Here is a 14,713-nt window from a genome sequence, read left to right as displayed (position 1 = left end):
TTTTGAGCCCGCGCCGACGGGACGGATGGGACAAACGGGACAAGGAGGACAAACGGGACCAGTGGTTGGGCGACTCGGTTTTGCCCATCGCATTCGCCACACAATCGGCCTCATGTCGGGAGCGCTTCGTTCCCGCGCTGGCGCTGGAGGCGGACATGGAGAAGGCGATGCGAGGTCGAGGCGAGCGGGGAAGCATCCGCCGCGAAGCCGCCATCGCCCCGTCCGCCAAGCGCGTCGTGGACAAGCTTGGCGAGCTGGCGTTCGACCAAGACGGGGCCAAGGCCAGCCTCGAGTTCGCCAAGCATCGCGGGCATTGGATCGCCGAGTTCCGCTTCTCCATCCGCTCTGGGGCCTATCAGGCTTGCACCCTGCCATTGACCACATCCAGCGATGGCTTCGGCACGCGCCCCGAAGCCTTGGCCGGCGCGGCCTCCCGGCTGCTCGAATCCCTGCAATCCTCCATCGAGGGCGAGCAGCTTGCCAAGTCTGGACAGAAGGCCGTCGCCGCGTTGCGCGCTTGGGCCAAGCAGTTCTTGGCGGCCGAGCCGGATGCGCCGCCCGCCGCAGGGCCGTTGTCGGGCATGCGCTTTCTGGATGTCTTCGCAGGCATCGGCGGGTTCCACCAAGCTCTGGCGTCGCTTGGCGCCTCGTGCGCCGGCGCCATCGAGCTGGACGCCAGGGCCAGAGAGACCTACCAAGCGAACCATCGCGGCGACTACCCCGTGCATGCCGACATCCGGGCCGTGGACGCCGGCGCGTATGGCGAGGTGCACATCGTCTGCGGCGGCTTCCCGTGCCAGAGTTTCAGCCTCGCGGGTGGCCGGGCCGGATTCGGCGATCCCGACAAAGGCGCGCTGTTTTTCGACCTGGTCAAGCTGATTGGCATTTTATCCCCCAGCGTCGCCATTCTTGAAAACGTCGCCGGCCTGGCGAACCACGACGGGGGCCGGACGCTCGACGTCGTCTTGGACACCCTGACCCGATTGGGCTACTCGGTCAGCATGCGCCTGCTCAACTCGGGATCGTTCGGCTTGCCGCAGATGAGGGAGCGCCTTTTCCTGGTGTGCATCCATGATCGGGCGCTCGCGAACCGGACGGCCCCCTTCGTCTTCCCCAAGGGCGCGGACGCGGCCAGTGTCGTCGCCGACATTCTGGAACCGAAGCCGAAGACGGCTCCTTGCGGGCGGGCATGGGAGAGGACGAAGCCCAATCCCATCGACCGATCCGGCAAGATCGAGGTGGTCGGGCTCATCGAGGGCAAAGGGAGCCAAGGCTACCGAATCGCCTCCCCACTGGGCAAAGGCTTCACACTGTGCGCGAACTCTGGCGGCGCCGGTGGAAAGACGGGGCTCTATCTGGTGGACGGCAAGCCCCGCGCGCTGACGCCGAGGGAGGCGGCTCGGATGCAGGGCTTCCCGGAGGAGTTCGAGCCGCACGCGCTCCGAAGCGTGGCCCTGCGCCAGTTCGGGAACTCGGTTGCGGTTCCGGTGGTCGAGGCCATCGCCAAGGCTTTGCCCATCAAGCGCTCAGGGCCGCGCGGTGGCGGCCACGCAGATGAAGGCGACACGCAAAAAAAGGATGGTGGCGACGCAATGAAACGGGCCGCGCCTTCTCGAATGAAAGCCTGCCGCGCGCGTCCGCGAGTCGCCTTGGCGCCCGATTACGCCTTGTGGGCCAAGGGCTTTTCAAAAATCCGCCACTCGCCGGCGGAGGCGTTTCGGGAAATCAATTTCCGTTGCGAATTTCGTTGTAGGATTGACCATCGCTATTTTTTGGAAAGAAGGGATGGCCCGCCCATGATCGAATCGTTGAGCATCGCGAAGACCGCGACCTATGGCCTCGCGCCGCAAGTCCTCGACCGCCTCGCGCGATTCAATTTCCTGTTCGGCACCAACGGCGCCGGCAAGACCACCATCACCAAGGTCATCGCCAATCCCGGCGCGCATCCGCATTGCGCCCTCGCCTGGAAGAAGGGGACGCCGTTGGAGCCGATGGTCTACAACCGCGACTTCATCGAGCGCAACTTCAACGCCGCCCCGCGCCTCAAAGGCATCTTCACCTTGGGCGAGCAGGACATCGCCAACCTCGAGGCCATCGCGGCGAAGAAGGCCGAGCTCGACGGCATCGGCAAAACCATCGAGCAGTTGACCAACACGCTGCAAGGCCAAGATCAAAAGTCGGGGAAGAAAGGCGAGCTCGCCGACTTGGAGGCCCACATCAAGGGCAAGTGCTGGGACCAGAAGCAAAAGCACGACGGGGATTTCAGCGAGGCGTTCACCGGCGCCCGCAACAGCTCGGAGCGGTTCAAGGACCGCGTCCTGACGGAGCTGGCGTCGAACAATGCCGAGTTGAAATCCTTGGACCACCTCCGGGACAAGGCCAAGACGGTGTTCGGGACGACGCCAGTCGTCGAGGCCGCCGTTCCGGGCCTCGGCCCCGCCGACATCGCCGGCCACGAGTCGAACCCCATCCTCGCCAAGAAGGTGATCGGCAAGGAGGACGTGGACATCGCGGAGCTGATCCAGCGGCTGGGCAACAGCGACTGGGTCAAGCAGGGCCAGGCGTTCTACGAGCGGAGCAAGCCCACTTGCCCGTTCTGCCAGCAGAAGGTCCGGGAAAGCTTCGAGGCCAGCCTGTCGAGCTACTTCGACGAGACGTTCGCGAAGGACACCAAGGCCATCGCGGACCTGCAAGCCGCCTACGCCCGCGATGCCGACGCGCTGGGCGCAAAGTTGAAGGCGGTGGTGGACGGCGGCTCGCGGTTCATGGACATGGAGGCGTTCGAGGCCGAGCGCTCCGCCATCGAGGCGCGTTTGGCGACCAACGCGCTGCTGCTGGCGAACAAGGCCAAGGAGCCGAGCCTGCCCGCCCACATCGAGCCGATGTCCGAACTGCTGGCGGCCGCCTCCAAATTGATCGCGAGCGCCAACGCGGCCGTGTCCGCGCACAACGAGATCGCCAAGAACATCACCAAAGAGCGGGCGGACCTGACCAAGCAGGTCTGGAAGCACGTTTTGGAGGTCGAGCTCAAAGCCGAGCTGACCGCATACGCGGGCAAGCGCGACGGCCTCAACACGGCCGTCGCCAAGCTGGGCGCCCAGATTCAGGAGGCCAACACGTCAAAGACGGCCAAGTCGAAGGAGATCAAGGAGTTGGAGAAGTCGGCGACGAGCATCGAGCCGACCATCGAAGGCATCAACGGCCTGCTGAAATCCTTTGGCTTCCGCAACTTCACCATCGCCAAGGCTGACGACGGCCCGTTCTACAAGCTGGTGAGGGCCGACGGAAGCGACGCCAAGGACTCGCTGAGCGAGGGCGAGCGCTCGTTCGTCACCTTCCTCTACTTCTTCCACCTGCTCAAAGGCAGCGAGAGCGAGAGCGGCATGACCACCGACCGGATCGTGGTGTTCGACGATCCGGTGTCGAGCATGGACAGCGACGTGCTGTTCATCGTCAGCAGCCTCATCAAGTCGCTGTTCGATCCGGTGCGGAAAGGCGCCGGCGGCATCAAGCAGATTTTCGTCTTGACCCACAACGTCTACTTCCACAAGGAAGTGACCTACACATCCGACCGGGGCGACGACGCCAAGGGCGGAGAGCGCAGCTACTGGACTGTGAGGAAGGGGGCTGGCGGCGCCGCCGTCGAGCGCCACAACACGAACCCGATCAAGACGTCCTACGACTTGCTGTGGGAGGAGCTGCGCCGCCCGGAGAAGTCCCCGCTGACCGTGCAGAACACCATGCGGCGCATCTTGGAGAACTATTTCAAGATTCTGGGGCGGATGGACTTCGACAAGATTTGCGACCAGTTCGATGGACAGCAGAAGGCCATGTGCCGGTCCCTGTTCGCCTGGGTCAACGACGGGTCGCACTTCTCGCACGACGACGCCTTCTACACCTTCGACCAGGCCTCCATCGACACCTACTTGGAAATCTTCAAGCAAGTGTTCGAGAAGACCAATCAGCAGGCCCACTACGACATGATGATGGCCGGCCCGCGCTGACTGGGCCGAGCCTCCGGGCCAGCGCCGGGGTTGGCGTCACAGGGCTCCCGCTCGCGGCGGGCGTCGCCTGCGGCGGGAGACGCCCATTTCGGCGAAGACCTCGGCGACCAGCAAGTCGGCGTTTGCCCGCTCCCGATGTTTCCGGGCCAGCGAGCGGGCCACGGCCTCCCCGTCGGGCTCCGGCTTCGGGCGGGGACGCTCCCCCGCTTGGCAATACCACCCCGCCAAGTCGTCCATCTTCACCACCGGGACCGAGCCCAAATGGCGGTGCGGCATGCAGAACCGGCCTTCGCGAATCGAGGCGTAGATTGTCGGAGGGGCCAAGCCCAGAATCTTGGACAGGGTCGGAACCCGGACGAAGGCGGAGCCGATCCCAAACTTTTCCGCCAAATACGACTTGGCCCGCTCGCGTTGATCGCGCATCCCCTCGTTCTCGCTTTCCATGCCATCTCCGTGTCGAGGCGTGACTTGCCCCTCCAAGATGAATGCCGGCGAGCTCGGCGAAATCGCCGTCCGCCCGTCGCCCAAGTGTTTGGATGCAATCTGACGACGCCGCTCGTCCGCAATGCCATCAAATATCCACACCGTTCGTCCGGTAAATTTATTGCTGCGCGCAGCAGTGCGTAGAAATCGGAGCAGGCCAATCTGTGCAAAACGCACAAAGATGAAACATTTTTATTATTTATAAATTTAAAAAACGACCTATTTTCCCCCGATCCACCTCCAATGCTGCCCTGCACAGGGGCTGCCAGTGCTCCTTCATGCTCCAAAGCGCACCTTGTGGGGGTTGGCCTCCTTCGATTTAGTTGACGTGAGGTGTCGCCGTCGCAGCACTCCTTTTGTCGCGAAGCTCAAAAAAAATGGGCCGAAACGACTTTTGGACCGCCTATGTCTACGGCAGCGCTCTCGACAACAACCACAAGGAGAACCGCATGGCGAGCATCGTCGAACGAAAAAACAAAGAGACCACATCTTGGCAGGTCACCATTCGCATCAAGGGCTCCCCGAAAATCGTCCAAAGCTTTCCCTCCAAACCTGAGGCGGAAACCTTTGCCCGCGTCACGGAGCGAAAAATCCGCACCGGACGCGGCGCAGTTTTGCCGGAACGAGCTCTTGCAGCCACGGCCTTGGACTTTCAAAACGAGGAGCTTCGATCTGTCATCCGCATGTTCATCAGAAGCGAAAGGTGCAAGCCGCATTACAAAAAGATGGCCCCCAAGGTTTTGAAAGCGATTGGCGATGTCAAGGTGGGAGACGTGCGTCGAAGCTGGATCAAGGCCTATCTGACATCCATGAAGCCTAGACTGTCCCACATGGGACGGCCTTTGACGTGGGCCACGCTCAAAGGCCATCTTGGACTTGTCGGCTTGGCGATCCGTTGGCGGGCCAACGAACTGGACGTCGCGGTGCCGCAGTTCCCATTTTCCTCCGACCTGTTGCCCAAAGGGTGGCAAAACAATCGGGAGCGGCGGCTGTCCGAAACCGAGGAGAACGCTCTGATGGCGACGCTGGCCAAAGCCAAAATCGACGATGGTCAGAATCAATGGCCGCTCCTTGTGGGGCTGGCTCTTGAAACCGGAGCGCGCCTTCAAGAATTGATTTTGGCCACTTGGAGCGAAGTGGACTTGGCCGAGCGCCTTTGGACCCTTCCCAAAGAGCACACAAAATGCAAATATTCACGCGCCATTCCGCTCTCGGCCAAGGCCATGAGCATCGTGGCGCAGCTCATGGCCCAGCAAATGCTTGGCGATCAGCGCATATTTCACACCATGCTCAATCCGAAGGCCGTATCGCAGAACTTCCGGCTTCGAGTCAAGCACGCTGGCCTCGTGGACTATCGCTTCCACGACCTGAGGCACGAGGCGATCAGCCGCATGGTTCTCCGAAAACGCCAGCTCTCAGTGTATGAAATCATGAGGATCGCCGGCCACGGCAGCCTGGCCATGCTCAACCGCTACGCCAATCTGCGCGGCTCGGAGCTCGCCAGCCGCATGGAATGACACGCTTTGCATGCAGGGGCCGCTGCCTTGGCGGCCCTTTTCTTTGCGCTGGCTTCGGCCCGCGTCCACACTGAAACAAGGGAACCCCATGACTAGCAAAGAAAAATCAATTGCAGCCGGTGGCAAAAAAAATGCGTGGACCCGAGCAGGCGTCTCCGTCCGCCTCACCCGAGCCAGGACGCCAAAGCTTCAAAAATTGAAGGCGAACATGGACGAAGATGCAAACCCAATCGATGTGATCGACTTCGCCATCAACTCGGCGCTGACGAGCAACGATACTATGGACTGGTTGGGAGGCGGAAGTGTGGCCGATCTCGAAGAATCGGTATCCAAGCTGGCAAGGGAGACGCGCCATTCAAACGAGCGCCTTGCCGAGGTTTGCCGCATGCTTCCCTCGCTCGTGTCGTCTTTCGGGATGACGGCCGCTCCAAAATCCGATGGTTTCTCGCCCGCAGCGATTGAGTGGTTTTCCCCATCGGAGTGTTTGCGCCGCGAGGAAGCGGCAAGAGGCGCGGCGTGTGAAAGAGTCGCCCAAGCCGACGCGCGCTGGATCGGGACGGAGGCCGCCGGCAAATCTCATGTCGCGATGAGGTTCGAGGTGAAGTTCGTCGCAATGGACCGCCGGAATTTGAGATTGCGGGAAAATGCCGCCATGCCGGTGTTGGTGGATTTGATCTGGAACAACAGCGCGTTGGCCCGCGCGGACTTGACCGGCGGAGCATACCTCGTGTGGATGAAAAATTCTGGCGGCGGCTGGGATTGCAACGTATATGCCAAGCTATCCAACGGCGGATTTGGCGCGGCTCTGGACAAAGACGGCAAGCCAAGGCGCTGAGAAGTCTTCCACTCCTTCGCTGTGAGCTCAACCTGCCAGCCAAAATCGTTTGGCGCCTGCCCCCTCCTGATCCGAGGGGGCAGCTTCTTGCAAGCTTGGAATCGGGAGCGTCGTCAAGCCTTCCGGGGCGAGCCCCAAGCTCTTGTATCTACAAAAAAGCGGGCGCACCGCATTTGCACCGCACATTGGTGCGTCGGGTGTATAACCTCAAAAGGCTCGCAAACCACCGTCTCGTCACACATGTGTGGCACATCGGCACCGCGCAGCCTCGACGACGCCATGCGCCAGAATCCAACAGGCCGGCACGCCTCCTCAGCCGCCAGCGCCCAAGAAGACCCAGCCCTCACTCTCTTTTTTGAAGCGCCCGACAGCGTGCCCCATCGGGCCGTCGATCTCGCACACGAAGGCGTCCAGCTGCCCCTTCTCGCATTTGACCACTTTGACCTTCGCGAACTCGTCCTTCTGTTTTGCAGCGTCCGCTTTCCCCGCCATCGCTTCGAGCTGCCGCAGCATCGCGGCTTGGACGTCCGATTCGCTTGGGCCAGACTGGCCGCAGCCAGAGAGGGCCAAGGCCGCCAGCGCCGAGGCGGTCGCGATCATCACATTTTTGATCTTGTCGTGCATTGCCATTTAGTTCTCCATTCGATTGTTGTCTTGCGTTCTGCTCGGCGCGCGTCACGCCGCGACGCCGCCCTCGTTGATTTCTTGCTGCAACAGCTCCATCCACCGCGCTCGGACCATCGGCTCCTTCATCGCGACGCGCCACTGGGGCGCCTGCAAATCCTTGACTGTCAGGAACAGGCCGGTGTTGGCGCTGGCCTCCTTCGCCATCCGAGCGTTGGCTCCGGCCGCCGCGACATTGTTGGCTACGCCGAGGCCGCCAACGACGCGCCCGGCCGTCTGCGACTGGATCGCCCACTTGCGGATTTCGTCGTAGGGATAGATTTTCCAAGCCCCATCCGCCAGCACCCCGATTTGCCGCATCGAACGGTTCAACGCGATGCCCGTGCCATCCTCGGCGTGGTCGAAGCCAGTTCCCTGTGGGACGCCGACGGCGCCGAGCATTTCCCGATGCAGCTTTTCGCGCTGGCCGGCTCGGCGCAGCACGAACCAAACCAAGAGGCCCGTCGGCACCCAAGCGAAAGCGAACAGCCCCAACGCCGCCAGCCCACCGGGGGCGGCGGGGATGAACAGCGAAAAGAACAAGCCCCAAAGCACAAATATCGTCGCGAAAAATCCCATCTCTTTCTCCTTCTCCTCACGTTGGCACACGGGCGTCTGCCGTCCTGTCAAAAACGCATAATAAACCAAATTGGTTGACATTCAACCTTTTAAGTCCTTCAAAGCTTCTGGCCGGGTGTCCACCATTCAGGTTGAATCGAGGAAACCCAAATGTTCTACTTCTACACATACGACGGACAGCCGCCCCCTTCGGCCACCAGCGCGGAGGAGCGAGCCGCATACTTGCGCAAGGCCATAGGCCATGAAATCAGCACGGCCCGGCAGCGAGCCGGGCTGACTCAAGAATCCGTCGCCGAGCTCCTCGGCATCGGCCCCGAGGCCGTCTCGCGAATGGAGCGCGGCGTCGGCTCCGTCAACGCCGAGCGCTTGGTGGTCCTCGGCGAGATGTTTGGGTGCAGCTCCGCAGACATGCTGCTTGGCGCGAGCGACTCGCTGCCGGACCAAGCCGTCCTGATCGCCCAACAGCTAGCCAAACTCGACTCGGCCGACCGCGACATGGTCGCCGACCTCGTCAAGACACTGGCTCGCCGACTCGAGCCCAAGAAGCCGGGCAAGCCCAAACGCTGACTCGTCTGCGGATACACAAAGGCATACACGCCCCAGACGCAAGCCTGGGCAGACGCGCGCACCGCGCATGCACCGCATGAGTCCCATGCGCCACGTTGAACAGGCATCGCCCCGCATACACCTCATTGAGCTCGTTGAGCGCGCACCGCATGCGCGCCGCGCTGGCGTTGGCTGCTCTGTCGCCCTCTCCAACATGCAGAAGTTACAGGCCAGGCGTGGTCGCTGGCTTGAATCCATGCGACACGGTCGTCTTTTTCGAAAATGGCGCAAAGCTTTTCGGGCGTTCGGCAGCCGAGCATCGAGGCCCGCCGCTCCGACAAGCATGGGACATGAGCGCCACATGCGTCTCGCGCGTCGAGTGGCCGTGCTGGAATGGGAAATTGAGAACCGCCAGCAGGATCGCCGCTTGGAATTAGGGGATTGGGGAGCCGAGGGGGAATGTGGGACGCTACGTCCGCAGCGCGTGTCGTCCCGCTTCGCCTTCTCCGTCATAGCCTCCACATGAGGCTCGGGCGAGCGCGTCTGCCCGGAGCAGTCCACGCAAAAGGCTTGGCTGCATTGCCGCCGAAGATTTGAAAGATCGGGTCATGTGGGAGAGGTCGGAGAAGCCCTCCTCGACAGCGATGGTGGTGAGGCTGGCGTCAGAGCCTAGCCTGTCGGCGGCCCGGAGGATTCGGGCCGCTTGGCGGAGCGCCTCAGCGGTCACTCCTTCTGATTTCAGTTTGCGTTCGAGCGAGCGCTGGTGGCAGCCGAGCCGGTGGGCCAACTCGCCCACGGACATGGAGCCCTCGGCTTCAAAAATCGCGGACGCCTCCGCCGCCGCCGAGTTGGAGACGCCAAGCAGCTCCGCCACGGTCCCAAGGCTTCGGCGCGGCGGCCCTCCAAGGCGGGCGTTCCTCTCCACGAAGCCAAGCAAGCCGTCGAACATGGCGAGGGTGCCCACGCGGCAGGGTCCGGGGTCCGGGGCTCCGACCAGCACGCGCCGCTGGGCCACGACCGCGCCGGAGCCCGGCCCGCCGCTCGGCAGGGACACGCTCGTGCGCACCGCGATTTTCGCCGAGGCGTTGTAAGAGTTGTAGGCGGCCACCACGACCTCCGGGCTCGACAGCATGCTGGTCGTCCTGACGCCGAGGGAGAGGTCCGTGAGAAGGAATTCGCGGACGGCGCTCTCGATCTGGCCTTCGGTCACGCCCTCGGCGGCCCGCGCCCGGCCTGCGGCGTTGTAGCGCGCATAGGGGAGATGCCCGTCGATGACGTGGGCCACGGCCGCGACAAATCGCGATATGGGCGTCCATCCGGCCCGCCCTTCAAGGGCGTGGACCACGACATGGTAGGCGAGCGAATTCATGCAGGCGGTTGGCCTTCTCTCAGTTTTGTCCAAGGGGCAGCTTTGACAAGCGCGTCCACAAGGCCGAGAGCGACCCATTCGTGGGCCGACGGTTTTTCCTACGCGCGTGTGGACGTCGCGGCGAGCCACGCAGGATGCGTGGCCGCCGGATGTCAAATCGTCATTGCTTTTTTGCATATTACAACAGGCTGGGCGCCTCAAGGTTGGCTCTTGCTCGGACTGTCGCTTGGCCCCGGAATTTTCCTGCGCTGTCGCATGGATTCAAGGCGTGGCCAGGGCCTTGTGTTATTGGGCCTGAATGGAAGCCGACCAGCCTCTGGCGTTTCGTTTGGCCGCAGCCCACACCACAGCCAGGCCCAACGCGAGCAGCGCCCAAGAGGCGGGCTCGGGGACCGGCGCCGTCGGGAAGTCCAGAGCCGCGACGGCCATCGGGCTGCCGGGGATCAAAGGCATGAGGTCGTATCCGAACGTGGCGCTTGGGAAGTAGTAGTCCGTGGTGAACAGCCCGACAGTGGTGGCTTGGAAGGCTGTGGCTTGGACACCGGAGAAGGCGGAGGAGATCAGGAAGCCCGACAGTGTTGAGCGCGGGGCGACACTGGCCGAGGCCGTCGATGCGGAGAAGACCAACGCTCCGGCTCCATGCCCGACATTGAGCCGGTCGTCGGAGACGATGTGCCACGTCCACCCTGTGGGGGCGGAGATTGAGGCGTGGGCGTCGGAGAAGTAAGGCACGATTAAGGTGGAGAGAGCGCCGTCGAAGGCGGACGGGCCGGAGGGGCAGCCGCCGGCGCTGGCCGCGATGTCGATGGTGAACATGCCGCCGGAGCTGGTCTGGGTCGAGGAGACAGATGGGGAGGCCGGAGCGCAGTAGCCGATGCCCGCTTGGCTTTGGGCGCATGCGAACAGCAGGACGGCGGAGGCCAAGAGCCGGCGGAAGACGTGGGAAGTTTTCATTTTGGTTGCCTTTTCAATATCGAGGAAACCATTGTGTCCGCTTCGCGCCCGCGCGTCTTGAATCTACGCGACAACCCCTTTCCGCCAGAGGTCCAATCTAGTTCTGCGACTCGGCAGGCGGCTCGGCTTGCTCGTCTGCCGTTTCGGTCGCCGCCTCATCTTCCGGCTTCAAGTGCCCGAATGTCCGAATCGCGAGCAGCGAGTGGACAACCCAGTTCGCCATGCCCAAGCCGAAGGCGTCGGAGCTGGCCAAGCCATGCGCGATCTTGTTCCGAAGGTTCATCCCTTTCGGGCTGGTGTAGAGCGCGCGCAGGTGCAGCCGGAACGCCGGATGCGCCTTCTCCTTGAACACCGGGTTCATCAGCAGGGTTCCCATCCCTATGCTTTCAAAGCCGCCCTCGCGCGGATTGCGCCTCATGGGCGACTCGCCGTAGGCGCGCAGCATTTCGCGCAATCCCGCCTCGACCTGCGGCACCAAGACATGGATGGCCTTCAAATGGTCGCCCAGTTCCCACGCCTTGAGTCCCGCTCGAAGCAAGCCGTGCGACCGTGGCGGGAACAGAGGGCTCTGCGCCAGCAGGGCGAGAAGCGCCTCGGCGTCCACTCCCCAACGAGATTTGAGCCGCGCCAATGCTTGATGGAGCCAAGGGCTGCTCGCGCCAATGTGGTTTGCCGCAGCGTTGACGACCCGGCCGGGCATGTCGTCCTTGACCGAGCCGATGGTCGCAACCGTGAAGCCGCTGTCGTCCGTCAGCGAGATGGATATCATCGCGTGCAGTGGCGCGTTGGCGGCGATTTCTTCGATCTCTCGGCGCAAGCCCTCCGGCTTTGATATCAGGTGATAAGCGATCCGGCCAACAGCCTGCCTCGCCGAGTCCGCCGTCAGCTCATCAAGCCAAGCCTCCATCTCCTCGTTCGGCACGTTGATCGTGGTGGAGACCAGCTTCATCGACTGCCGGGCCTCGTCGCCGCGCGAGATGATAGCCGCGTCCACGCGGGAGGCGTTCTCGGCCAAGTTGTTGTCCCTGTATCGCGCGCTGAGGTCTTCGAGCCACGCGATGGCGGTCATCGCGTTGGCCCGCTTCGCGAACTCCTCGAAGGCGCCACCGGCCTGTCTCAACGCGGCGATGCCCAGCTCGGGCTTGCGCGCCTTGGCTCCCCAGCGGGCGATCCTATCGGCCGCCTGCAACGCTTGGTGCGGATCGAAGCGCTGCGGGTCGGCGATGTCGGAGCAGGCGTCGAGAGATTCTTGGAGCCACCCGAGGAGCTCGACGCGCTCCGTGTCGGTCAGCGCCAAGCCCTTGCGGTCGTATGCGAGGTCGTCGATCAGCCACCACTGGAACACATGTCCAGCCGCCCGGTTCGCGCGGTTGAAGTCGAAGGCCGCCGCCTTCGAGCGGTCGATCAGCGTCTGATCCTTGATGGAGATCGCCAAGCCCACCGCCCGGTCCAAGAACCGCCAAGCCTGGAACAGCTTCAAGGGCTCGACCGGATCGCACAGCTTGACCGAGTCCAAGTAGGCTACGACGGCGCGCTGCGCCAGTTCGCGCGGCAAGTCGATCTGAGTCTCGCTAGGGTGGCCCTTGTTCCAAATCCTGCCGATCTCCCACGCCAGGTCGGCGTAGCGCGCGCGAAGGATCGGGTGCGGCGTCTGCTCGGAGCGGAGCTTCCAGTATTCGATGACCTCGGGCTCGATCTGCTTGGCGTCGGGGACGTGGACCTCGTTTCCGGCATGGTCCACGCCAGACGACACCGGTCCGAAGTAGGAGTCCCACGGCCCACGGTCGGCGGGCGTTGTGGTCATGAAGCGGTGGCCGACGATCTCCGCCACGCACCCACGCCGCTCGTCATCGCTCAGTTCTTCAACACTTGGAATCAAAGCTTCCAGTTGGGCAGAGAAGTCGTGCCCAATCATGTAAGCAAGTTGCGCCTCCGCTTTTGCAAGATGGCTAGCCAGAAGTGGAAGGATGCTGATCTGCATGGTAAAAATTCTTGGTCAAAAGGCTTGACATTGGCTACCAGTCTGGGAAGTTACTTTTTAGATTGCAGGCTTAAAGTGGTTTTTTTGGAAAAATGACGCACCAAGCGCATTGCCGATTTTCTCGATCTGAATTTTTCAATTTCCTCATCTAAATCATGAAAAAAACAAACTTGGAAAGTTATCGGAAAAATAGATATGCCATGATGAATTGGTATTCATTCGCATTGGCAATCATGTGCTTGCTTATTGAGTTCAGTCTGATTTTTTAATTTCATCTTTCGAATTTTTAGCTGAGCTCTCTATTTTATTAGACTCATTGGCCATGCATGACTTTTTAGAAGATTGTTCTATTTTTACTCTTTCTGCTTCTTTTTCTTGCTCTTCGTGAATTTTTGAAACATGAGATATGAACATTAACAATACCGTTCCCAATACGACCAAAAGTGTTCCTGCCTCAGCAAAGTCTTCAGCCTCAAGAAAAAGCGAAGAAAGTTTTTTGTTTGAAAAACGAAGAGGCGGATTGGCGCGGGTAATTTGAAGCTCGTAATCTTTTTTATTTATTGATGCTTGCGGGGCACCCAACTTCTTCATTAATTCAATTTTAAATAACAAAAATTCTTCTTTTGAGACGTAAAAATGTTTATCTTCATCTCCTATTTTAAATAATTCATCCCTTTCTTCTTTGCTCATTGCAACGCCTCTAAAAATAATAGTGGCGCCAGTTACAATTAAAATATTGGCAAGCAATTCGAAAGAACCAAAGCTCTGGTTTATTCTGGTTGCGTAAAATAAAGCTCCAACATTTGCAAGCAATAGAAAACTAAAAATTAAAACAGATTTTGCCTTCATATTGAAAACTTTCGTTCTTAGGACTGTGTTCAACAATACAAGATGGATGTGTTGGCCGGTGTCATTTGCGTTATCAATATATCATGTCGATGTGTATTTTTGTGAGCCAAACAGTGATACACTTCGCGCCACACCCTTGAACCCAGCGCCCGGAAGCCACAATCCGCGATTGCCCTTTAGGTTCAACGGCTTGGCCTGAACAGAGCTCTGCCGAGACGCTTATCCTGTCCCCGCAACCAGATTCGATAAACCGTTGATTTCTTTCAGGAATCAACGGCTTTTTTCTTTTGCGCGCTTGTATTCTTCTTTCGCATGTATCTACAATGTAGAAACACTGAGGGAGGCAAATATGCTGCTCGAAATTCAAAAATGGGGAAACAGCGCTGCATTGCGGATTCCTGCTGCGGTGCTGAAGGAAACTGGCCTTCAAATCGGCCAAAAACTGGTCCTCAAAACAGACGGCGGGAAGTTGCTGCTGGCGCCTGCGACCGAGACGCTGGATGACCTGGTCGCCCGCATCACCCCTGAAAATCGTCACTCTTCCCAGTTGGACGATCCAGCCGCCGGCAACGAAGCATGGTGACAAACGCCTACATCCCGGATCGAGGCGATGTCGTGTGGCTCGACTTTACGCCACAAGCCGGGCATGAGCAGGCTGGCAGGCGGCCCGCCTTGGTGCTTTCCGTTGCAAGCTACAACGCCGCCGCAGGATTGGCGGTCTGCTGCCCCGTTACCAATCAGGCCAAGGGCTACCCTTTTGAAGTACCCGCCGTGCCCGCGTCTCAATACACCTTAACCGGAGTGGTTTTAGCCGATCACGTTCGCTCCGTTGACTGGCGAGCCCGAAACGCCCGCAAGTTCGCAGAGGTGACATCGCAGTGCGCCCACGACGTCAGCACTCGCATCAAACTGCTTCTCCCCTGATATACCCAA

The 14,713-nt window shown here is 60.7% G+C and carries 13 protein-coding genes; 6 read left to right on the top strand and 7 right to left on the bottom strand.

The window, feature by feature from the left end:
• Positions 1 to 80: 80 nt before the first annotated feature.
• Positions 81 to 4,004 (top strand): DNA (cytosine-5-)-methyltransferase, encoded by a 3,924-nt coding sequence (gene dcm / locus GEV02_RS28815; protein WP_152841285.1) that lies wholly within the window; start codon positions 81 to 83, stop codon positions 4,002 to 4,004.
• Between the two features lie 36 nt (positions 4,005 to 4,040).
• Here the strand turns inward: dcm and GEV02_RS28810 are convergent, their stop codons facing one another.
• Positions 4,041 to 4,448 (bottom strand): hypothetical protein, encoded by a 408-nt coding sequence (locus tag GEV02_RS28810; protein WP_152841284.1) that lies wholly within the window; start codon positions 4,446 to 4,448, stop codon positions 4,041 to 4,043.
• Between the two features lie 488 nt (positions 4,449 to 4,936).
• Between GEV02_RS28810 and GEV02_RS28805 the strand changes: the two genes are divergently transcribed.
• Both GEV02_RS28805 and GEV02_RS28800 read left to right on the top strand, forming a co-directional pair.
• Complete coding sequence (locus GEV02_RS28805; RefSeq protein WP_174999392.1) at positions 4,937 to 6,004, top strand: site-specific integrase; 1,068 nt, start codon at positions 4,937 to 4,939, stop codon at positions 6,002 to 6,004.
• Positions 6,005 to 6,092: 88 nt separating this feature from the next.
• Entirely contained in the window at positions 6,093 to 6,839 is a 747-nt protein-coding gene (locus tag GEV02_RS28800; protein ID WP_152841283.1) for a hypothetical protein, read from the top strand.
• A gap of 312 nt (positions 6,840 to 7,151) precedes the next feature.
• Here GEV02_RS28800 and GEV02_RS28795 read toward each other — a convergent pair whose 3' ends face one another.
• Both GEV02_RS28795 and GEV02_RS28790 read right to left on the bottom strand, forming a co-directional pair.
• Positions 7,152 to 7,469, bottom strand: coding sequence for a hypothetical protein (locus tag GEV02_RS28795; protein ID WP_152805986.1), 318 nt, complete (start codon positions 7,467 to 7,469; stop codon positions 7,152 to 7,154).
• Between the two features lie 45 nt (positions 7,470 to 7,514).
• Positions 7,515 to 8,162 (bottom strand): DUF4755 domain-containing protein, encoded by a 648-nt coding sequence (locus tag GEV02_RS28790; protein ID WP_152805983.1) that lies wholly within the window; start codon positions 8,160 to 8,162, stop codon positions 7,515 to 7,517.
• Between the two features lie 69 nt (positions 8,163 to 8,231).
• Here GEV02_RS28790 and GEV02_RS28785 point away from each other — a divergent pair, with 69 nt between their 5' ends.
• Entirely contained in the window at positions 8,232 to 8,648 is a 417-nt protein-coding gene (locus tag GEV02_RS28785; RefSeq protein WP_152805980.1) for a helix-turn-helix domain-containing protein, read from the top strand.
• A gap of 448 nt (positions 8,649 to 9,096) precedes the next feature.
• Here the strand turns inward: GEV02_RS28785 and GEV02_RS28780 are convergent, their stop codons facing one another.
• The 4 genes from GEV02_RS28780 to GEV02_RS28765 form a co-directional block, all read right to left on the bottom strand.
• Positions 9,097 to 9,996: a helix-turn-helix domain-containing protein gene (locus GEV02_RS28780; RefSeq protein ID WP_152841282.1), complete on the bottom strand. Its 900-nt coding sequence runs from the start codon at positions 9,994 to 9,996 to the stop codon at positions 9,097 to 9,099.
• Positions 9,997 to 10,281: 285 nt separating this feature from the next.
• Positions 10,282 to 10,950, bottom strand: a complete 669-nt coding sequence (locus GEV02_RS28775) for a PEP-CTERM sorting domain-containing protein (RefSeq protein WP_152841281.1) — start codon at positions 10,948 to 10,950, stop codon at positions 10,282 to 10,284.
• Positions 10,951 to 11,047: 97 nt separating this feature from the next.
• Positions 11,048 to 12,931 carry a DUF4209 domain-containing protein gene (locus tag GEV02_RS28770; RefSeq protein WP_152841280.1) on the bottom strand — a complete coding sequence of 628 codons (1,884 nt, stop codon included), beginning with the start codon at positions 12,929 to 12,931 and terminating at the stop codon, positions 11,048 to 11,050.
• Between the two features lie 252 nt (positions 12,932 to 13,183).
• Positions 13,184 to 13,780, bottom strand: coding sequence for a hypothetical protein (locus GEV02_RS28765; RefSeq protein WP_152841279.1), 597 nt, complete (start codon positions 13,778 to 13,780; stop codon positions 13,184 to 13,186).
• Positions 13,781 to 14,129: 349 nt separating this feature from the next.
• Between GEV02_RS28765 and GEV02_RS28760 the strand changes: the two genes are divergently transcribed.
• Positions 14,130 to 14,363, top strand: a complete 234-nt coding sequence (locus tag GEV02_RS28760; RefSeq protein WP_152841278.1) for an AbrB/MazE/SpoVT family DNA-binding domain-containing protein — start codon at positions 14,130 to 14,132, stop codon at positions 14,361 to 14,363.
• Complete coding sequence (mazF, locus tag GEV02_RS28755) at positions 14,357 to 14,704, top strand: endoribonuclease MazF (RefSeq protein WP_152841277.1); 348 nt, start codon at positions 14,357 to 14,359, stop codon at positions 14,702 to 14,704. The genes GEV02_RS28760 and mazF overlap by 7 nt, the downstream gene beginning before the upstream one ends.
• The last annotated feature ends 9 nt before the right edge of the window (positions 14,705 to 14,713 follow it).

The sequence above is a fragment of the Rugamonas aquatica genome (genome assembly GCF_009380215.1).
Classification (GTDB): Bacteria; Pseudomonadota; Gammaproteobacteria; order Burkholderiales; family Burkholderiaceae_D; genus Rugamonas; species Rugamonas aquatica_B.
This window is presented reverse-complemented; position numbering and strand designations above follow the sequence as displayed.